The organism is Streptococcus mitis (assembly GCF_008763935.1).
Lineage (GTDB): Bacteria > Bacillota > Bacilli > Lactobacillales > Streptococcaceae > Streptococcus > Streptococcus mitis_DB.
On the sequence record NZ_VTQF01000005.1, the window covers coordinates 36083 to 51354 of the forward strand.

A 15272-nucleotide genomic window follows, 5' to 3' on the forward strand; every position below is an offset into this window, starting at 1 on the left:
ATGAATAACTCAATTAAACTCAAACGTAGACTGACTCAAACCCTTACTTACCTCTACTTGATTGGTCTATCAATCGTGATTATCTATCCACTGTTGATTACCATCATGTCAGCCTTTAAAGCAGGTAACGTCGCAGCCTTTAAACTTGATACTAACATCGACTTCAATTTTGATAACTTTAAAGGACTCTTTACTGAAACTCTATACGGTACTTGGTATCTCAATACCTTGATCATCGCCTTGGTTACCATGGCGGTTCAAACAAGTATCATCGTACTTGCTGGTTATGCCTACAGCCGTTACAACTTCTTGGCTCGTAAACAAAGTTTGGTCTTCTTCTTGATTATCCAAATGGTGCCAACCATGGCCGCTTTGACAGCCTTCTTCGTTATGGCGCTTATGTTGAACGCCCTTAACCACAGCTGGTTCCTCATCTTCCTATACGTTGGTGGTGGTATCCCGATGAATGCTTGGCTCATGAAAGGCTACTTCGATACAGTGCCAATGTCTCTAGACGAATCTGCAAAACTAGACGGTGCAGGACACTTCCGTCGCTTCTGGCAAATTGTTCTTCCACTTGTTCGCCCAATGGTTGCCGTACAAGCTCTCTGGGCCTTCATGGGACCTTTCGGGGACTACATCCTCTCTAGTTTCTTGCTTCGTGAGAAAGAATACTTTACTGTTGCCGTTGGTCTCCAAACCTTCGTCAACAATGCGAAGAACTTGAAGATTGCCTACTTCTCAGCAGGTGCTATCCTCATCGCCCTTCCAATCTGTATTCTCTTCTTCTTCCTACAAAAGAACTTTGTTTCAGGACTTACAAGTGGTGGCGACAAGGGATAATATATCCCCGCCACCCTTTTTCATTTTGAAGCTTGTGACTATAAAACTATCCTTGTAGCAAGCAATTTTTCTCCTAGACTTGAAATAAAGCACATTTCTCTATATAATAATACTCATATAGAAAACACCTTTTAGAAAGATACCTATGCTTCCATATCCATTTTCCTATTTTTCAAGTATTTGGGGATTTCGTAAGCCCCTGTCCAAACGTTTCGGGCTCAACTGGTTTCAGCTTCTCTTTACCAGTATCTTCCTTATCAGCTTATCTATGGTACCTATTGCCATCCAAAACAGTTCACAAGATACTTATCCGCTAGAAACCTTTATCGATAATGTCTATGAACCATTGACAGATAAGGTTGTACAGGATCTCTCTGAACACGCTACAATTGTTGATGGCAAATTAACTTATACTGGAACATCTAGTCAAGCGCCTTCTATTGTGATCGGTCCAAGTCAAAGCAAGGAATTACCTAAAGACTTGCAACTGCATTTCGATACGAATGAGCTCGTCATCAGCAAGGAAAGTAAAGAACTGACCCGCATCTCTTACCGAGCGATTGAGACCGATAGTTTCAAAAGCAAGAACAGCTTGACCCAAGCAATATCTAAAGACTGGTACCAACAAAATCGTGTCTATATCAGTCTCTTCCTAGTTCTCGGTGCCAGCTTCCTCTTTGGTTTGAATTTCTTTATCATCTCTCTAGGAGCTAGTCTTCTCCTTTATATCACTAAGAAATCACGCCTCTTTTCATTTAGAACCTTTAAAGAGTGCTACCATTTTATCTTGAACTGTTTAGGATTGCCAACTCTGATTACGCTTATTTTGGGATTATTTGGTCAAAATATGACAACCCTCATCACTGTACAAAACATTCTTTTTGTTCTATATCTGGTCACTATTTTTTATAAAACACATTTCCGTGATCCAGATTACCATAAATAGGAGATTTTTATGCCCGTTACGATTAAAGATGTGGCCAAGGCTGCTGGTGTTTCACCTTCAACCGTAACCCGTGTTATTCAAAACAAATCAACCATTAGCGACGAAACAAAAAAACGCGTTCGCAAGGCTATGAAGGAGCTCAATTATCACCCCAACCTCAATGCTCGTAGCTTGGTAAGTAGCTATACTCAAGTTATCGGCTTGGTGCTTCCTGACGACTCAGATGCCTTCTATCAAAATCCTTTCTTTCCATCTGTCCTCCGTGGTATTGCCCAAGTCGCCTCTGAAAACCACTACGCCATTCAGATTGCAACAGGTAAAGATGCCAAAGAGCGTCTTAAAGCTATTTCTCAGATGGTCTATGGTAAGCGTGTAGATGGTTTGATTTTCCTCTATGCCCAAGAAGAGGACCCTTTGGTTAAGTTAGTAGCAGACGAGCAATTTCCTTTCCTTATCTTAGGTAAATCTCTATCTCCCTTCATTCCACTTGTCGATAATGACAATGTCCAAGCTGGTTTTGACGCGACAGAGTATTTCATCAAAAAAGGATGCAAGCGAATTGCCTTTATCGGAGGTACTAAGCGACTCTTCGTAACACAAGACCGTCTGACAGGTTACGAGCTAGCTCTAAAACAATACCAACTTCCTCTCGATACTAATCTGACTTACTTTGCTACTGAATTTCTTGAAGATAATGGTTATCGCTTTAGTAGACTTCTCTTCAAACACGATCCAAATATTGACGCTATTATTACCATTGATAGTCTCCTTGCTGCAGGGGTCTGTGATTACATCGCAAAACACCAACTGGATGTCCCTGTCCTCAGCTTCGACTCAGTCAATCCCAAGCTCAACTTGGCGGCCTATGTCGATATCAATAGTTTGGAGCTTGGTCGTGTTTCCTTTGAAACCATCCTCCAGATTATCAACGATGCTAAATGTAATAAACAAATTTGTTACCGTCAGTTGATTGCTCATAAGATTATTGAAAAATAAAAACCAGCTCGAGCTGGTTTTTTTGGTTACTAATTTTCTGTTTCAACGAATCGTCCCAAAATATGAACATTCTCCGATACAGAGACAAAGGCGCTTGGGTCGACTTGTTTCATAATGAGTTTAAATTCATTAAACTCTGCACGTGTAATGACAGTGATTAAAACTGCCTTTCTCTCGTGATTATAGGTTCCTTCTGCATCGTGGATCATGGTTGCACCGCGGTGCAATTTTTTATGGATTTTTTCAATTACCTTCTCTGGATGATTGGTCACAATCATGGCCTGCATCCGTTTTTGTTTGGTAAAGACCGCATCTGTCACACGGCTAGAGACAAAGATGGTAATCATAGAATAGAGAGCGTATTTCCAACCAAAGGTCAAACCTGCTATCAGCATGATTGTCCCATTTACCAAGAAAGAAATACTACCGACATTCTTACCCGTTTTCTTGCGAATAGTCAGACTGACAATATCCGTCCCACCACTGGAGATATTGTTGCGAAGAGCAAAACCAATCCCCAAGCCCATGACAACACCCCCAAAAAGGGCATTGATAATGGGATCCTCCGTTAAGGTCGCCACAGGGACAAACTGGATAAAGAAGGAACTCATGGATACCGTTATAAAGGTAAAGACCGTGAACTTATGCCCAATCTGATACCAAGCCAAGACCATCAAAGGAAAATTAATGGCGTAGAAGGTCAGCGAAATCGGAATGTGAAAACCAAACCAGTGATTACTCAAGGCAGAGATAATCTGTGCCAGACCTGTCGCACCACTCGAATACACATGCCCTGGTTGGAAAAAGAAATTGACCGCTACTGCTGATAAAAAACCATAGACCAGAGAGGCCGAAATCTTCTCATCATATTTTTCGCGAGAGATGCTTTGTAAGACACGTAAAATTTTTATCTGATAAGCAAAGCGGCGCAGATAATAGCGCCACCGCTTAATTCGTTTTGCTTGTTTCATCTTCTTCTATTTGTAAGCTGAGTTCCTCTAGTTGTTTGAGAGCTACTGTTGAAGGAGCTTGTGTCATTGGGTCAGTTGCCTTGTTGTTCTTAGGAAAGGCAATGACTTCACGGATATTTTCTTCTCCAGCAAGCAACATAACAAATCGATCAAGCCCGATAGCCAAACCACCATGTGGTGGGAAACCATAGTCCATGGCTTCAAGAAGGAAGCCAAACTGGTCATTTGCTTCTTCAGCTGAGAAACCAAGAGCCTTGAACATGCGTTCTTGAAGGTCTTTTTGATTGATACGAAGGCTACCACCACCAAGCTCATAACCGTTCAAGACAATATCGTAAGCAATGGCACGAACCTTAGCCAAATCACCTTCTAATTCGTGAGCAGTCTCTTCCTGTGGAAGTGTGAATGGATGGTGGGCGCTCATGTAGCGACCTTCTTCTTCAGACCATTCAAACATTGGCCAGTCAACCACCCAAAGGAAGTTGAATTTATCATTATCAATCAAACCAAGCTCTTTGGCAATACGTCCACGAAGGGCACCAAGAGTTGCATTGGCCACTTCAAGCGTATCTGCCACAAAGAGAACCAAGTCCTTCTCTCCAAGAGCAAGTGCTGTTGTCAATTCTCCTTGGATGCCAGTCAAAAACTTAGCAACTGGTCCGTTTAATTCTCCATCAACCACCTTGACCCAAGCAAGACCTTTGGCACCGTACTGTTTAGCTACTTCCGTCATCTTGTCGATGTCTTTACGTGAATAGTTGTCCGCAGCTCCTTTGACCACAATGGCTTTAACGGCAGGTGCTTCTGAAAAGACTTTGAAGTCTACACCTTTGACCACTTCTGTCAAGTCCTGAAGCAACATGTCAAAACGGGTATCTGGCTTGTCAGAACCGTAAAGAGCCATAGCGTCATCGTATTTCATACGAGGGAATGGAAGCGTCACTTCAATGCCTTTTGTTTCCTTCATGACACGCGCAATCAAGCCTTCTGTGATATCTTGGATTTCTTGCTCAGTAAGGAAAGACGTTTCCAAGTCGACCTGAGTGAACTCAGGCTGGCGGTCACCACGCAAGTCCTCGTCACGGAAACATTTAACGATTTGGTAGTAACGGTCAAAACCAGCATTCATCAAGAGCTGTTTCGTGATTTGTGGACTTTGAGGAAGAGCGTAAAAATGCCCTTTATTAACACGAGACGGCACCAAATAGTCACGCGCCCCTTCAGGCGTTGACTTAGAAAGGAATGGTGTCTCCACGTCGATAAACTCTAACTCATCCAAGTAGTTGCGGATAGAGTGGGTCACCTTAGCACGAAGTTTAAGATTTTCCAACATTTCTGGACGACGAAGGTCAAGGTAACGGTAACGCAAACGTGTATCGTCATTCGCCTCAATCCCATCCTTAATCTCAAATGGGGTTGTCTTAGCTGTATTAAGCACTGTCAGAGCTGTCACGTTTAACTCAACTGCACCAGTTGGTAACTTATCATTAGCTTGCTCACGCGCAGCGACCTGTCCAGTCACTTCGATAACAAATTCGCTACGAAGGCTTTCAGCTGTTGCCATAACCTCGGCAGATACTTTTTCAGGATTGATAACCAACTGCATGATTCCTTCACGGTCACGAAGGTCGATAAAGATCAAACCACCAAGGTCACGACGACGGCCAACCCATCCTTTCAAGGTCATTTCTTGTCCGATGTGTTCCTCACGAACACGACCAGCATACATACTACGTTTCATTATTTCTCTCCTCTTTTATTCTGTTACTATTTTACCATAAAAGCGCAGGCTCTTCATGAAAATCATCAGAAAAGTTTGCCAGTCTTTAAAAATCAAGTGAAGACTCTAAAAATTAACGCCCATACAAAAATCCGATGAAGTTCACCGGACTCTTTTATTTTGAATTTTTGCCTGCTTTACGCTTTTCAGCAATTTCGGCTGCCTTTCGAGGCAAGACAATTTCCGTTGTATAAGCTGTCCCAAAGCGCAAGACACCTGCAATAGGGGCAAAGACAACTGCTAGATAGTTGTAGAAGAAATCGCCCTTAAAGGCATAAGCTAGCGCTCCAATGATGAAAAATAGAACAACTGCCTGAATCACTGCTAATAAAATTACTCGTTTCATGTGACCTCCTGACTCTATTATAGCATGAGAATCATCAAAAAGCCGACTAAATTATTTAAAGCGTGAAGAGAAATACTGTAGACCAGACCTTTTCTGCTAATATAAGCCAAGCCCAAGCTAAAACCAAGACTAGCATAAACTAAAAATTGTTGCACATCTCCTGGGAAATGAATCAAGGCAAACAGAACACTAGTTACCAGAAGAAAAATTAGAGTTTGTTTACTATTGTCCTGCTTAGGAAAGAGGTAGCGTGCTAACATCCCTCTAAAGATAAGTTCTTCCGTCAAAGGAGCAAAAATAACGACCGCAAAGAAGGAGAAGAGTGGCTGAGCCAAGGTCAAGTCTGTCGCTATTTGCTGATTTACTGAAGGATCATTTGGCAAGAAAAACTGGACAACCAGAGATAAGAACCAAACCAAGGCAGGAAGCCAAATAAATCGGTTGAAGCCACTCTTCTCAATACGAACAGGACCTTTCTGATACCATTTGTAAATGCCGTACACATAAACTCCAGCCAAGGCCACATAGAGCAAGGTCACAGCATAGGGGGAAGCTCCTAAGGCAAGCGAAGTAGTCGCGAGCCCTTGAATAAAGCCATAGCCAAAGAAAAAGGATAGAACAGCTAGAAGAAACCAGCCAAGGTTTTTAAGTAGTTTCATAGATAACTCCTATTTGAAATAGCGTTTTACCATAGGTAACTGCATCACATTGATATAAATATGGATTGCTCCTACAAGCAAGAAGGCTAGTAACTGAATCTCTCCTGTCAGTAAGGAAAAGAGAGCAATCAGAAAGTACAAAGCTGGCAAGACATAGTTATTTAATTGGAATAAAATCCGAAAACTCTGTTCCAAATTAGCCTTGCGCTCCCCTTCATCATAAGAATCGAAATGGTCCAAGATATCCTTTGGTGTAGAGAAAAATACTAAATCAAACTGACGAACAATCGCAATGGTCTTAAAAAGATATTTTTGAGCATTTAAAACTAACACTAATCCCAAAAAGGAAAGGGATAAGGTTATATGGCTTATATCGAGTACAATTACTTCACTTCCTGAAATGAAGAGAGCCAATAAAATCGCTACGCTTGCACTATTAAAAGCAATAGTTCCAAACTCGAGATTACGATACATTTGTACATAATAGCTTTCATTCAGATCATCATCCATTTCCTCTTGATACAAGGAGTGAAATTTTCTGCTTTTCTTTAGGAAATTGAAAGTCAAAAAAATGCTAATGAAACCTAATACTAAACAAATAGCTGATATCCATGGTATCAAAATTTTTACATCTAACATAATTGCGTGGGATTCAGCACGTGCCTTAAACATCCCTACAAACATGCCCAAGAAACCTCCCAAGACAATAGACATTAAAAATAACAATCCACGTTTCTTTTTCATATTCAACCTCTTTCTAAACCAATCCAACTAACCACTGACCAAAGGCTTTACCTGATTCATAAATTGCTGCCAAACCCTCTGTTCCAAGTGATACTAAAATCAAACAAACAGCAAACAAGAGAATAGCTTGGTTTCTTGCTTTTTTCGCCCCTTCTCCTAAAGGATCTCTCCCAAGCCAGCCTGCTAGATAAGCATATAGGATGACTGTTAAAATCCCAAACTCTGTTGACGAAAGAAACAGCAAAATTGCTACTAAACGGATGACGTTAGTCTTGATATTAAAATAATTTCCTAAACCTGCACAGACACCTGCAAGTTCTTTGTTCTCAGTATCTACTTGAAAACCTGCTAAAAACTCTTTCATATTCATTCTCCTTTTTCACTTGCTAGATTTTTTGATTTCTTTTCAATCCATTCAATTACTGGTATGAGGGCAAAATAGGCCCAAACAAATTTGTTACTTTGATAGGGACTAAACCAGCCTAAGTCTATCCCAATCAGTAGAAATACGCTGACTAATAGAGCTATGGCAACTACATAATAAATCACTTTATACTTGTTCATCATCTTTCTCCTTTTTCTTCAACCGATTGAAAATGGACAAGAGGACTAAGTTAATCCAAAACAAATACTTACTTTCAACAAAATAGAACCAACCCAGTAATGTTCCAATCATAGCAAATGCATTCACAATAAGGGCAAGAACACTCATAAAATAAACCACTCTATACATGTTCATCACTCATCCTCCTCCAAGCGAAATACCGATTCGACTGTTTCGTTGAAAATCTGAGATATTTTCAAGGCAATCACAACTGACGGGGTGTATTCGTCCCGTTCTAATAGGCTAATGGTCTGCCTCGAAACTTCTGCCAACTTGGCCAGTTCGGTTTGATTGAGACCATCGCGAGCCCGAAGCTCTTTTAGACGATTTTTTAGTTGCATGTTACACACCTACTTCCCGTCAAATTCAACGGTTTGGATATCCTCAATGCGTTGTAGTTTGAATTTTTCTTTTCCCTTTTTATCAACACGGCGTAGCTTGACCCATTCCTCATCAACATCCACAACTTCCCAGTTGTCTGTTCCAAACACTTGTCCAATGATTGTTGGATTTTTCCCAATTAATTCTTGCAATAATCTTGACATATCTATATTTCCTTTCTCTTTTCTTTCGATTACCTTTAACCTCTTCTCTAACCGCTTGATTTTTTTAGATTGACTCGTATAAATCAAGACGAGAAAAGGGAAAAAAATCCATACCCACATGTGACTCCCTCCTATTTCTTTATTTCTTAACTTGAATTTATTGTAACACATCTTTTTCTTTTTGACAAGCATATTTGTCAAAAAGTTTATGATTTTTGTCATTTTGCAAAAGAAAAAGGTCAGGAGTAGATTCCTGACCAGTTTATCTATCATTAAAATCCTAATTTTTCAAAGATTTCTGAGAAGTTTTGGCTGATTGTCTCAAGCGCAACTTGCACTTCTTCTCGGGTTTGGTTGTTCTTGACCGTTACTTGTCCGCTTTCGACTTCGCTCTCTCCTAGGGTGATGAGGGTCTTAGCCGCAAAGACATCGGCTGACTTGAATTGAGCTTTGAGCTTACGGTTGAGGTAATCACGCTCTGCTTTGAAGCCTTGTTGGCGAAGAGCTTGTACCAACTCCAAGGCCTTGACATTTGCTCCATCACCCAAGACTGCGATATAGACATCTAGGGCGTTTTCGATAGGGAGAGCCACACCTTGCTTTTCAAGAATGAGAAGCAGGCGCTCTACACCAAGTCCAAAACCAAAGCCAGCAGTTTCAGGGCCACCAAAGTAAGCAACCAAACCATCGTAACGACCACCTGCACAGACTGTCAAGTCATTGCCCTCAATCTCTGTGATAAACTCGAAAATGGTGTGGTTGTAATAGTCCAGACCACGCACCATAGTGGTATCGATGATATAGTCTACTCCAAGATTTTCCAACATCTGACGGACAGCATCAAAATGAGCTTGACTTTCTTCATCAAGGAAATCCAAGATAGACGGCGCATTCTCTACTGCTACCTTGTCTTCTTTTTCTTTAGAGTCCAAGACACGGAGAGGATTTTCCTCCAAACGACGTTGGCTATCCTTAGACAAGGTCTCCTTGAGCGGTGTCAAATAGTCAATTAAGGCTTGACGGTAGGCCGCACGGCTCTCAGGATTTCCAAGAGTGTTGAGGTGCAATTTGACATCTTGGATGCCGATTTCTTTCAAGAAATGGGCTGCCATCGCGATGGTTTCCACATCGGTAGCTGGATTGCTAGAGCCAAAACACTCAACACCAATCTGGTGGAACTGGCGCAAACGCCCTGCCTGTGGACGCTCATAACGGAACATAGGGCCCATGTAGTAGAACTTGCTCGGCTTTTGCACTTCTGGGGCGAAGAGTTTATTTTCCACATAGGAACGGACAACGGGCGCAGTTCCTTCTGGACGGAGGGTAATATGACGGTCACCCTTGTCATAGAAATCGTACATTTCCTTGGTTACGATATCCGTTGTATCTCCGACAGAGCGGCTGATAACCTCGTAATGCTCAAAAATAGGCGTGCGCACTTCTGCATAGTTGTAGCGCTTGAAAATCTCACGGGCAAAGCCCTCAACGTACTGCCATTTGGCAGATTCAGCAGGTAAAATATCCTGTGTTCCTTTTGGTTTTTGTAATTTCATAGGGAATCCTCTTTAAACTTAATAGTCTTATTTTACCATAAATAAAGGGATTAAAACAGTGAGAAAAAATTTAGGATTTAGATATCATTTTTGAGATTAATAACTGTCAAAAGAATAGCCAGGAAGGAAAGACCAACAAATAGCATCCAAGTCAACTGTATATTCCATACGGCTACTAGTGAGAAACAAGCTGTTCCCACAGGTATGGATAAGGTAAACAATAAACCTAAAAAATTACTGGTACGAGCTAGAACTTCTGGAGCTAGATTTTTCATGAGCATGGCACTAATCTTTGGTTGAACTTTACCAGACATATACAGAGTTAAAAATAGAAATAGCAAACCAAGCACGACTTGATTGAATACATTAGCCAGACCAACTAGACTAAGTCCTACGGTCACCCACATCATCAATCTAGGCAAGGACTGCTTCCCAAAATAATCATTGCCCGTAAGGCTACTGATGATGACTGCTACTACAGCACCGACTTGACTGATAAATAATGCCTCTGTGTAAGAAAAATTCAAGAGAGAATGGCTCAAAAAGAAGATATTGTAGATGCCCCCTAAGGAACCACCCAAGGCATTGATAAGCAAGACAGCAAAGATCATGAATCCAAAGTTTTTCTGTCCACCTTTAAGAAAAACGAGACGTAAATTTCGATAAATCGTTAGGAACTGCTCTTTGATCGGAAGCTTCTCATTTTTTAGAATTTCACCATCAGCAGATGACATTGACAGTCTCAATTTGCTTTTTCCTAAAAAGAGGATAACGGCTGATACTAGGAAAAAACAGGCATTGATTCCCGCAACGAGAGAAAAATTATTGACCGATAACCCTAAGAGCCACACTCCAAAAGCTTGACCACCAATAGCTGAAATATAGGTGATGAACTGGGAAAAAGAATAAGCCTCCATCAGATCATCTTCAGCTACTTTTTCCTTAATGAGAGGCATGCGCAAACCACCAGCAAAATCACTGATGACATCACTAATGACATTGATTAAACACAGGCTAGAAAAGGCAAAGAGAGTAGCTTGCTGAACAACTAGAGCTGCTAGAAAAAATAAAACTGCCTGAAACAAACCGCTATAGACCATCCATTTGACCTTGTCCCTCGTGTAATCTGCCCGAATCCCTACAAAAACTGTAAAGAGAGTCGGAAGAAGCATGACAATATTCGCCATAGCAACCGCAAAAGATGCTTGTGGCAAGGTCGATGCATAGACGATAAATACCAGATTGAAAATCGAAGCACCAAAAGCATTGAAGAAGCGTGACAAAGTCAAGAGTCGATAAGCTTGATTTCTAAACAATAGTTTCATAGATAATCTCCCTTCTTGTTCGAATACTCAATGAAAATCAAAGAGCAAACTAGGAAGCTAGCCGAAGGCTGTACTTGAGTACGGCAAGGTGAAGCTGACGTGGTTTGAATTTGATTTTCGAAGAGTAGAAGTTTTATATGAAGTATGACTACAGTATATCACTTAGAAATTGAAAGGGAAAACTTTTGAATATATGCAACACATAAAATAAGCAAAAAAACGATAGAACTTCTTTGATAACCTGAGAGAGGGCAAGAGTTCTATCGCTTCAAATTTCAAATTTTTTTCTTGGTTTGCAAATATTCAACAATCGATCGTATTTCTGTAGTATTCAGCAGATTTATTACAGCCAAGCATCTCAAAAATATGGACAGCATCTTCCATCTTTTTCTGGCCTTCCTTGACTCTACCTTGCTTGCTATCAAGGAGGCCTTCAGCCCACAAATAGACAATTCGGAAATAGGTTTCATTTTCATTGTAGAAATGCTCTTCGATAACACGTTTAAAATAAGAGGCATTGGTAAATTCTTCACACTCAATGCTGGCTAAAAAACCATTCAATAGTATAGTGTGAAAAAGGTTTCGATTGCCAGACATTTCCATTAGAAAATCAGATTTACGTACCATTTCTCGTACATATCTAGTAAAAAGAGAAACAGATAAAAAAGCAGAACTGACTGAAAATAAATTGAGTTCATAGATCCCCCAGATCTCGGTAGAAAACAGATAGTCATGAAGGACTTTCCCTTCCTCTGCCGTTAACTCTACCCTTTCATCCATACTCTTCATATAAGACTTGATAAGAATGGCATTTAAAATATGTTTCTGTTTGTTTTGAGAATAGGCATGCTTTTGATACTCCCTGCGATACAAGTCCTCAAGCGGAGCTATATTCTTTGGATCCAAGACATCTATGATTTCTTTTCTCAACTCAGAATCTGTATCATACTGAAAACCTCTCGCCAGAAAGAGGATCTCCTCCACACTGGCAGATATATTTTCCAGGGCAAATAAAAACTTTTCCACCGAAAGCTCACTCTGACCAGTTTCAAAGCGAGATAACATAGACGGCGAAAATTGTCCCCCAGTTGCTTGTCTCAGCGAGATATTTCTTGACTCTCGTAATTGTCTAAAGACTTTTCCAATCTGCTCCATAGGCTTCCCCTTGATTCAGTATTTTCTTCATTTTATCATATTTTTCAGAAAATTCATCAAAAACTTGCCAAATTGTCAGAATTATGAGAAAATAGAGGATATTTATCATGTGGAGGGACTGTTATGAGAGACGATATCAAAATCAATGACCGTGCTTTGGCCTTACAAGACCAAATTATCGAAAAACTAGAGAAGGTTTTTGATACAGATGTGGAATTGGATGTTTACAATCTAGGGCTGATTTATGAAATTAATCTAGACGAAACAGGCCTCTGTAAGATTGTCATGACCTTCACCGATACTGCCTGCGATTGCGCCGAAAGCTTGCCTATCGAAATCGTGGCAGGTCTGAAACAAATCGAGGGTATCGAAGATGTCAAGGTTGAAGTTACCTGGTCGCCTGCCTGGAAGATTACACGAATCAGTCGCTACGGTCGTATTGCCCTTGGACTGCCACCTCGTTAATACTCTTCAAAAATCTCTTCAAACCACGTCAGCGTCGGCTTGTCGTATAGATGTTACTGACTTCGTCAGTTCTATCCACAACCTCAAAACAGTGTTTTGAGCAATCTGCGCCTAGCTTTCTAGTTTGCTCTTTGATTTTTATTGAGTATAAGCAGGCAAATCACTTTTGAAGATGAAAAGAAGCAAGCCGAGATTGGCTTGCTTTTTAAGTTTATTTTTTACCTGACTTGTCCATATTCCAGAAGTCTGTCACGGCTCCGCGTGAAGCAGATGATACGATGTGAGCGTATTTACCGAGGACACCACGACTGTAAAGTGGTGGCAAGGTAGTTTCTGCCTTACGTTTTTCAAGTTCTTCTTCGGATACGGCCATGGAAATTTCTTTGGTATCTTGGTCAACTGTAACGATATCGCCTGTACGGAGGTAGGCAATTGGTCCACCATCCTGAGCTTCAGGAGCGATATGTCCAACAACCAGACCATAAGTACCACCAGAGAAACGACCATCTGTCAAGAGGGCAACCTTGTCTCCTTGACCTTTACCGACGATCATTGATGAAAGTGAGAGCATCTCAGGCATACCAGGACCGCCCTTAGGTCCAACGAAACGAACAACGACAACATCGCCATCAACGATTTCATCTGTCAGAACAGCCTGAATAGCATCTTCTTCTGAATCAAAGACCTTAGCTGGTCCAACGTGACGACGCACTTTAACACCTGATACCTTGGCAACCGCACCGTCAGGGGCAAGATTCCCGTTCAAGATGATAAGTGGACCATCTGCACGTTTTGGATTTTCAAGTGGCATGATAACTTTTTGACCTGGAGTGAGGTCTGCAAAGTCAGCTAAGTTCTCAGCAACAGTCTTACCAGTACATGTAATGCGGTCTCCATGAAGGAAACCATTTGCCAAGAGGTATCTCATAACCGCAGGCACACCACCGACTTCATAGAGGTCTTGGAAGACATACTGACCAGATGGTTTCAAGTCGGCCAAGTGAGGCACACGCTCTTGGATCGTATTGAAGTCCTCAAGTGACAAGTCAACATTGGCAGCATGGGCAATGGCAAGCAAATGAAGAGTGGCATTTGTAGAACCACCGAGAGCCATAGTTACAGTGATAGCATCTTCAAAGGCTTCACGAGTCAAGATATCTGATGGTTTGAGACCAAGTTCCAACATCTTAACAACAGCACGTCCTGCTGCTTCGATGTCTTCTTTCTTATCAGCTGATTCAGCTGGGTGAGATGAAGAACCTGGCAAACTCATACCCAAAACTTCGATAGCAGTCGCCATGGTATTAGCAGTGTACATACCACCACAGCCACCAGGGCCAGGGCAGGCATTACATTCAAGACGTTTCACGTCCTCAGCTGTCATATCACCGTGGTTCCATTTTCCGATACCCTCAAAGACAGAAACCAAGTCGATATCTTTACCATCAAGATTTCCCGGTGCAATAGTTCCACCATAGGCGAAAATAGCTGGAATATCCATGTTGGCAATGGCAATCATAGAACCAGGCATGTTCTTGTCACAGCCACCGATAGCGACGAAGGCATCGACGTTGTGACCACCCATAGCCGCCTCGATTGAGTCCGCAATGATATCACGAGATGTTAGAGAGAAACGCATACCAGGCGTTCCCATGGCAATCCCGTCCGCTACAGTGATAGTCCCAAACTGCACAGGCCAAGCGCCTGCAGATTTGACACCTTCTTTGGCCAATTTCCCAAAATCATGCAAGTGAATGTTACATGGTGTATTTTCCGCCCAAGTCGAAATAACCCCTACAATCGGTGTTTCAAAGTCCTTATCTGTCATACCAGTAGCACGGAGCATGGCACGGTTTGGTGATTTAACCATGCTGTCATAAATGCTACTGCGATGACGTTTATCTAATTCAGTCATTTGTTCCCTCCCATTTCAGTTTTTACTATTATAGCACATTTTAAAAGCAATGAACAGAAGAAAATTCTTGAATTTTCAGAAAATTCGATTAATTTACTTAATGACCTTCTAATTTTTTCATCTTTTTTTGTCAAGTAACTTTACTTTACAAAAAAAATGTGTTATCCTAGTATGGTTGATGAAAATCAGTAGATTGAATCGAATATAAATACCTAAAGGAGAAATCAAAATGGCAGTACCTGCACGTCGCACTTCAAAAGCGAAGAAAAACAAACGTCGTACACACTACAAAGTAACAGCTCCATCTGTGAACTTTGACGAAACTACTGGAGATTACTCACGTTCTCACCGTGTATCACTTAAAGGATACTACAAAGGACGTAAAATCGCTAAAGCTGCATCAGCTGAATAATAGAAGGGAGATA

Annotated in this window: 19 protein-coding genes; 5 read left to right on the forward strand and 14 right to left on the reverse strand. The window is 41.2% G+C overall.

The window, feature by feature from the left end; translation table 11 throughout:
* The 3 genes from F9B91_RS08150 (at position 1) to F9B91_RS08160 (ending at position 2785) form a co-directional block, all read left to right on the forward strand.
* Positions 1-843, forward strand: coding sequence for a sugar ABC transporter permease (locus F9B91_RS08150; protein ID WP_001065642.1), 843 nt, complete (start codon positions 1-3; stop codon positions 841-843).
* Between the two features lie 145 nt (positions 844-988).
* On the forward strand, positions 989-1789 hold the full coding sequence (locus F9B91_RS08155; protein ID WP_023947611.1) for a DUF1189 domain-containing protein: 801 nt from the start codon (positions 989-991) through the stop codon (positions 1787-1789).
* A 9-nt stretch (positions 1790-1798) separates the two neighbouring features.
* Positions 1799-2785, forward strand: coding sequence for a LacI family DNA-binding transcriptional regulator (locus tag F9B91_RS08160; protein ID WP_023947609.1), 987 nt, complete (start codon positions 1799-1801; stop codon positions 2783-2785).
* A gap of 29 nt (positions 2786-2814) precedes the next feature.
* Here the strand turns inward: F9B91_RS08160 and F9B91_RS08165 are convergent, their stop codons facing one another.
* The 13 genes from F9B91_RS08165 to rgg all read right to left on the reverse strand — a co-directional run bounded on the left by F9B91_RS08165 (position 2815) and on the right by rgg (position 12467).
* Entirely contained in the window at positions 2815-3756 is a 942-nt protein-coding gene (locus F9B91_RS08165; protein ID WP_023947607.1) for a YitT family protein, read from the reverse strand.
* Positions 3734-5497 carry an aspartate--tRNA ligase gene (aspS, locus tag F9B91_RS08170; RefSeq protein ID WP_150922929.1) on the reverse strand — a complete coding sequence of 588 codons (1764 nt, stop codon included), beginning with the start codon at positions 5495-5497 and terminating at the stop codon, positions 3734-3736. The genes F9B91_RS08165 and aspS overlap by 23 nt, the downstream gene beginning before the upstream one ends.
* Before the next feature lie 154 nt (positions 5498-5651).
* Positions 5652-5882, reverse strand: coding sequence for a hypothetical protein (locus F9B91_RS08175; protein ID WP_000832184.1), 231 nt, complete (start codon positions 5880-5882; stop codon positions 5652-5654).
* Between the two features lie 17 nt (positions 5883-5899).
* Positions 5900-6541, reverse strand: a complete 642-nt coding sequence (locus F9B91_RS08180) for a CPBP family intramembrane glutamic endopeptidase (protein ID WP_150922930.1) — start codon at positions 6539-6541, stop codon at positions 5900-5902.
* Positions 6542-6550: 9 nt separating this feature from the next.
* Positions 6551-7285 carry a DUF3169 family protein gene (locus F9B91_RS08185; RefSeq protein ID WP_150922931.1) on the reverse strand — a complete coding sequence of 245 codons (735 nt, stop codon included), beginning with the start codon at positions 7283-7285 and terminating at the stop codon, positions 6551-6553.
* Positions 7286-7298: 13 nt separating this feature from the next.
* Positions 7299-7649: a PspC domain-containing protein gene (locus tag F9B91_RS08190; RefSeq protein WP_045606590.1), complete on the reverse strand. Its 351-nt coding sequence runs from the start codon at positions 7647-7649 to the stop codon at positions 7299-7301.
* A gap of 2 nt (positions 7650-7651) precedes the next feature.
* Positions 7652-7849 (reverse strand): hypothetical protein, encoded by a 198-nt coding sequence (locus F9B91_RS08195; protein WP_045606589.1) that lies wholly within the window; start codon positions 7847-7849, stop codon positions 7652-7654.
* Complete coding sequence (locus F9B91_RS08200; protein ID WP_045606587.1) at positions 7836-8024, reverse strand: hypothetical protein; 189 nt, start codon at positions 8022-8024, stop codon at positions 7836-7838. The genes F9B91_RS08195 and F9B91_RS08200 overlap by 14 nt, the downstream gene beginning before the upstream one ends.
* Positions 8024-8230: a helix-turn-helix transcriptional regulator gene (locus tag F9B91_RS08205; protein ID WP_001176233.1), complete on the reverse strand. Its 207-nt coding sequence runs from the start codon at positions 8228-8230 to the stop codon at positions 8024-8026. Before F9B91_RS08205 ends, F9B91_RS08200 begins: the two co-directional genes overlap by 1 nt.
* 9 nt (positions 8231-8239) lie before the next feature.
* Positions 8240-8707, reverse strand: a complete 468-nt coding sequence (locus F9B91_RS08210; RefSeq protein ID WP_150922932.1) for a hypothetical protein — start codon at positions 8705-8707, stop codon at positions 8240-8242.
* The gene (hisS, locus tag F9B91_RS08215) at positions 8707-9987 is read right to left on the reverse strand and encodes a histidine--tRNA ligase (RefSeq protein WP_150922933.1); all 1281 of its coding nucleotides are present in this window, start codon (positions 9985-9987) and stop codon (positions 8707-8709) included. The genes F9B91_RS08210 and hisS overlap by 1 nt, the downstream gene beginning before the upstream one ends.
* A gap of 77 nt (positions 9988-10064) precedes the next feature.
* Positions 10065-11312 (reverse strand): hypothetical protein, encoded by a 1248-nt coding sequence (locus F9B91_RS08220; protein WP_000770640.1) that lies wholly within the window; start codon positions 11310-11312, stop codon positions 10065-10067.
* Positions 11313-11615: 303 nt separating this feature from the next.
* Positions 11616-12467 carry a quorum-sensing system transcriptional regulator Rgg gene (gene rgg / locus F9B91_RS08225; RefSeq protein ID WP_033687966.1) on the reverse strand — a complete coding sequence of 284 codons (852 nt, stop codon included), beginning with the start codon at positions 12465-12467 and terminating at the stop codon, positions 11616-11618.
* A 123-nt stretch (positions 12468-12590) separates the two neighbouring features.
* Between rgg and F9B91_RS08235 the strand changes: the two genes are divergently transcribed.
* Positions 12591-12932 (forward strand): metal-sulfur cluster assembly factor, encoded by a 342-nt coding sequence (locus F9B91_RS08235; protein WP_001204052.1) that lies wholly within the window; start codon positions 12591-12593, stop codon positions 12930-12932.
* A gap of 211 nt (positions 12933-13143) precedes the next feature.
* Here F9B91_RS08235 and ilvD read toward each other — a convergent pair whose 3' ends face one another.
* Positions 13144-14847: a dihydroxy-acid dehydratase gene (gene ilvD / locus F9B91_RS08240; protein WP_000137346.1), complete on the reverse strand. Its 1704-nt coding sequence runs from the start codon at positions 14845-14847 to the stop codon at positions 13144-13146.
* Positions 14848-15076: 229 nt separating this feature from the next.
* On the opposite strand from ilvD, the gene rpmF reads away from it, so the two are divergent.
* A complete protein-coding gene (rpmF, locus tag F9B91_RS08245) occupies positions 15077-15259 on the forward strand; it encodes a 50S ribosomal protein L32 (RefSeq protein WP_000290417.1) in 183 nt (60 codons plus the stop codon).
* The last annotated feature ends 13 nt before the right edge of the window (positions 15260-15272 follow it).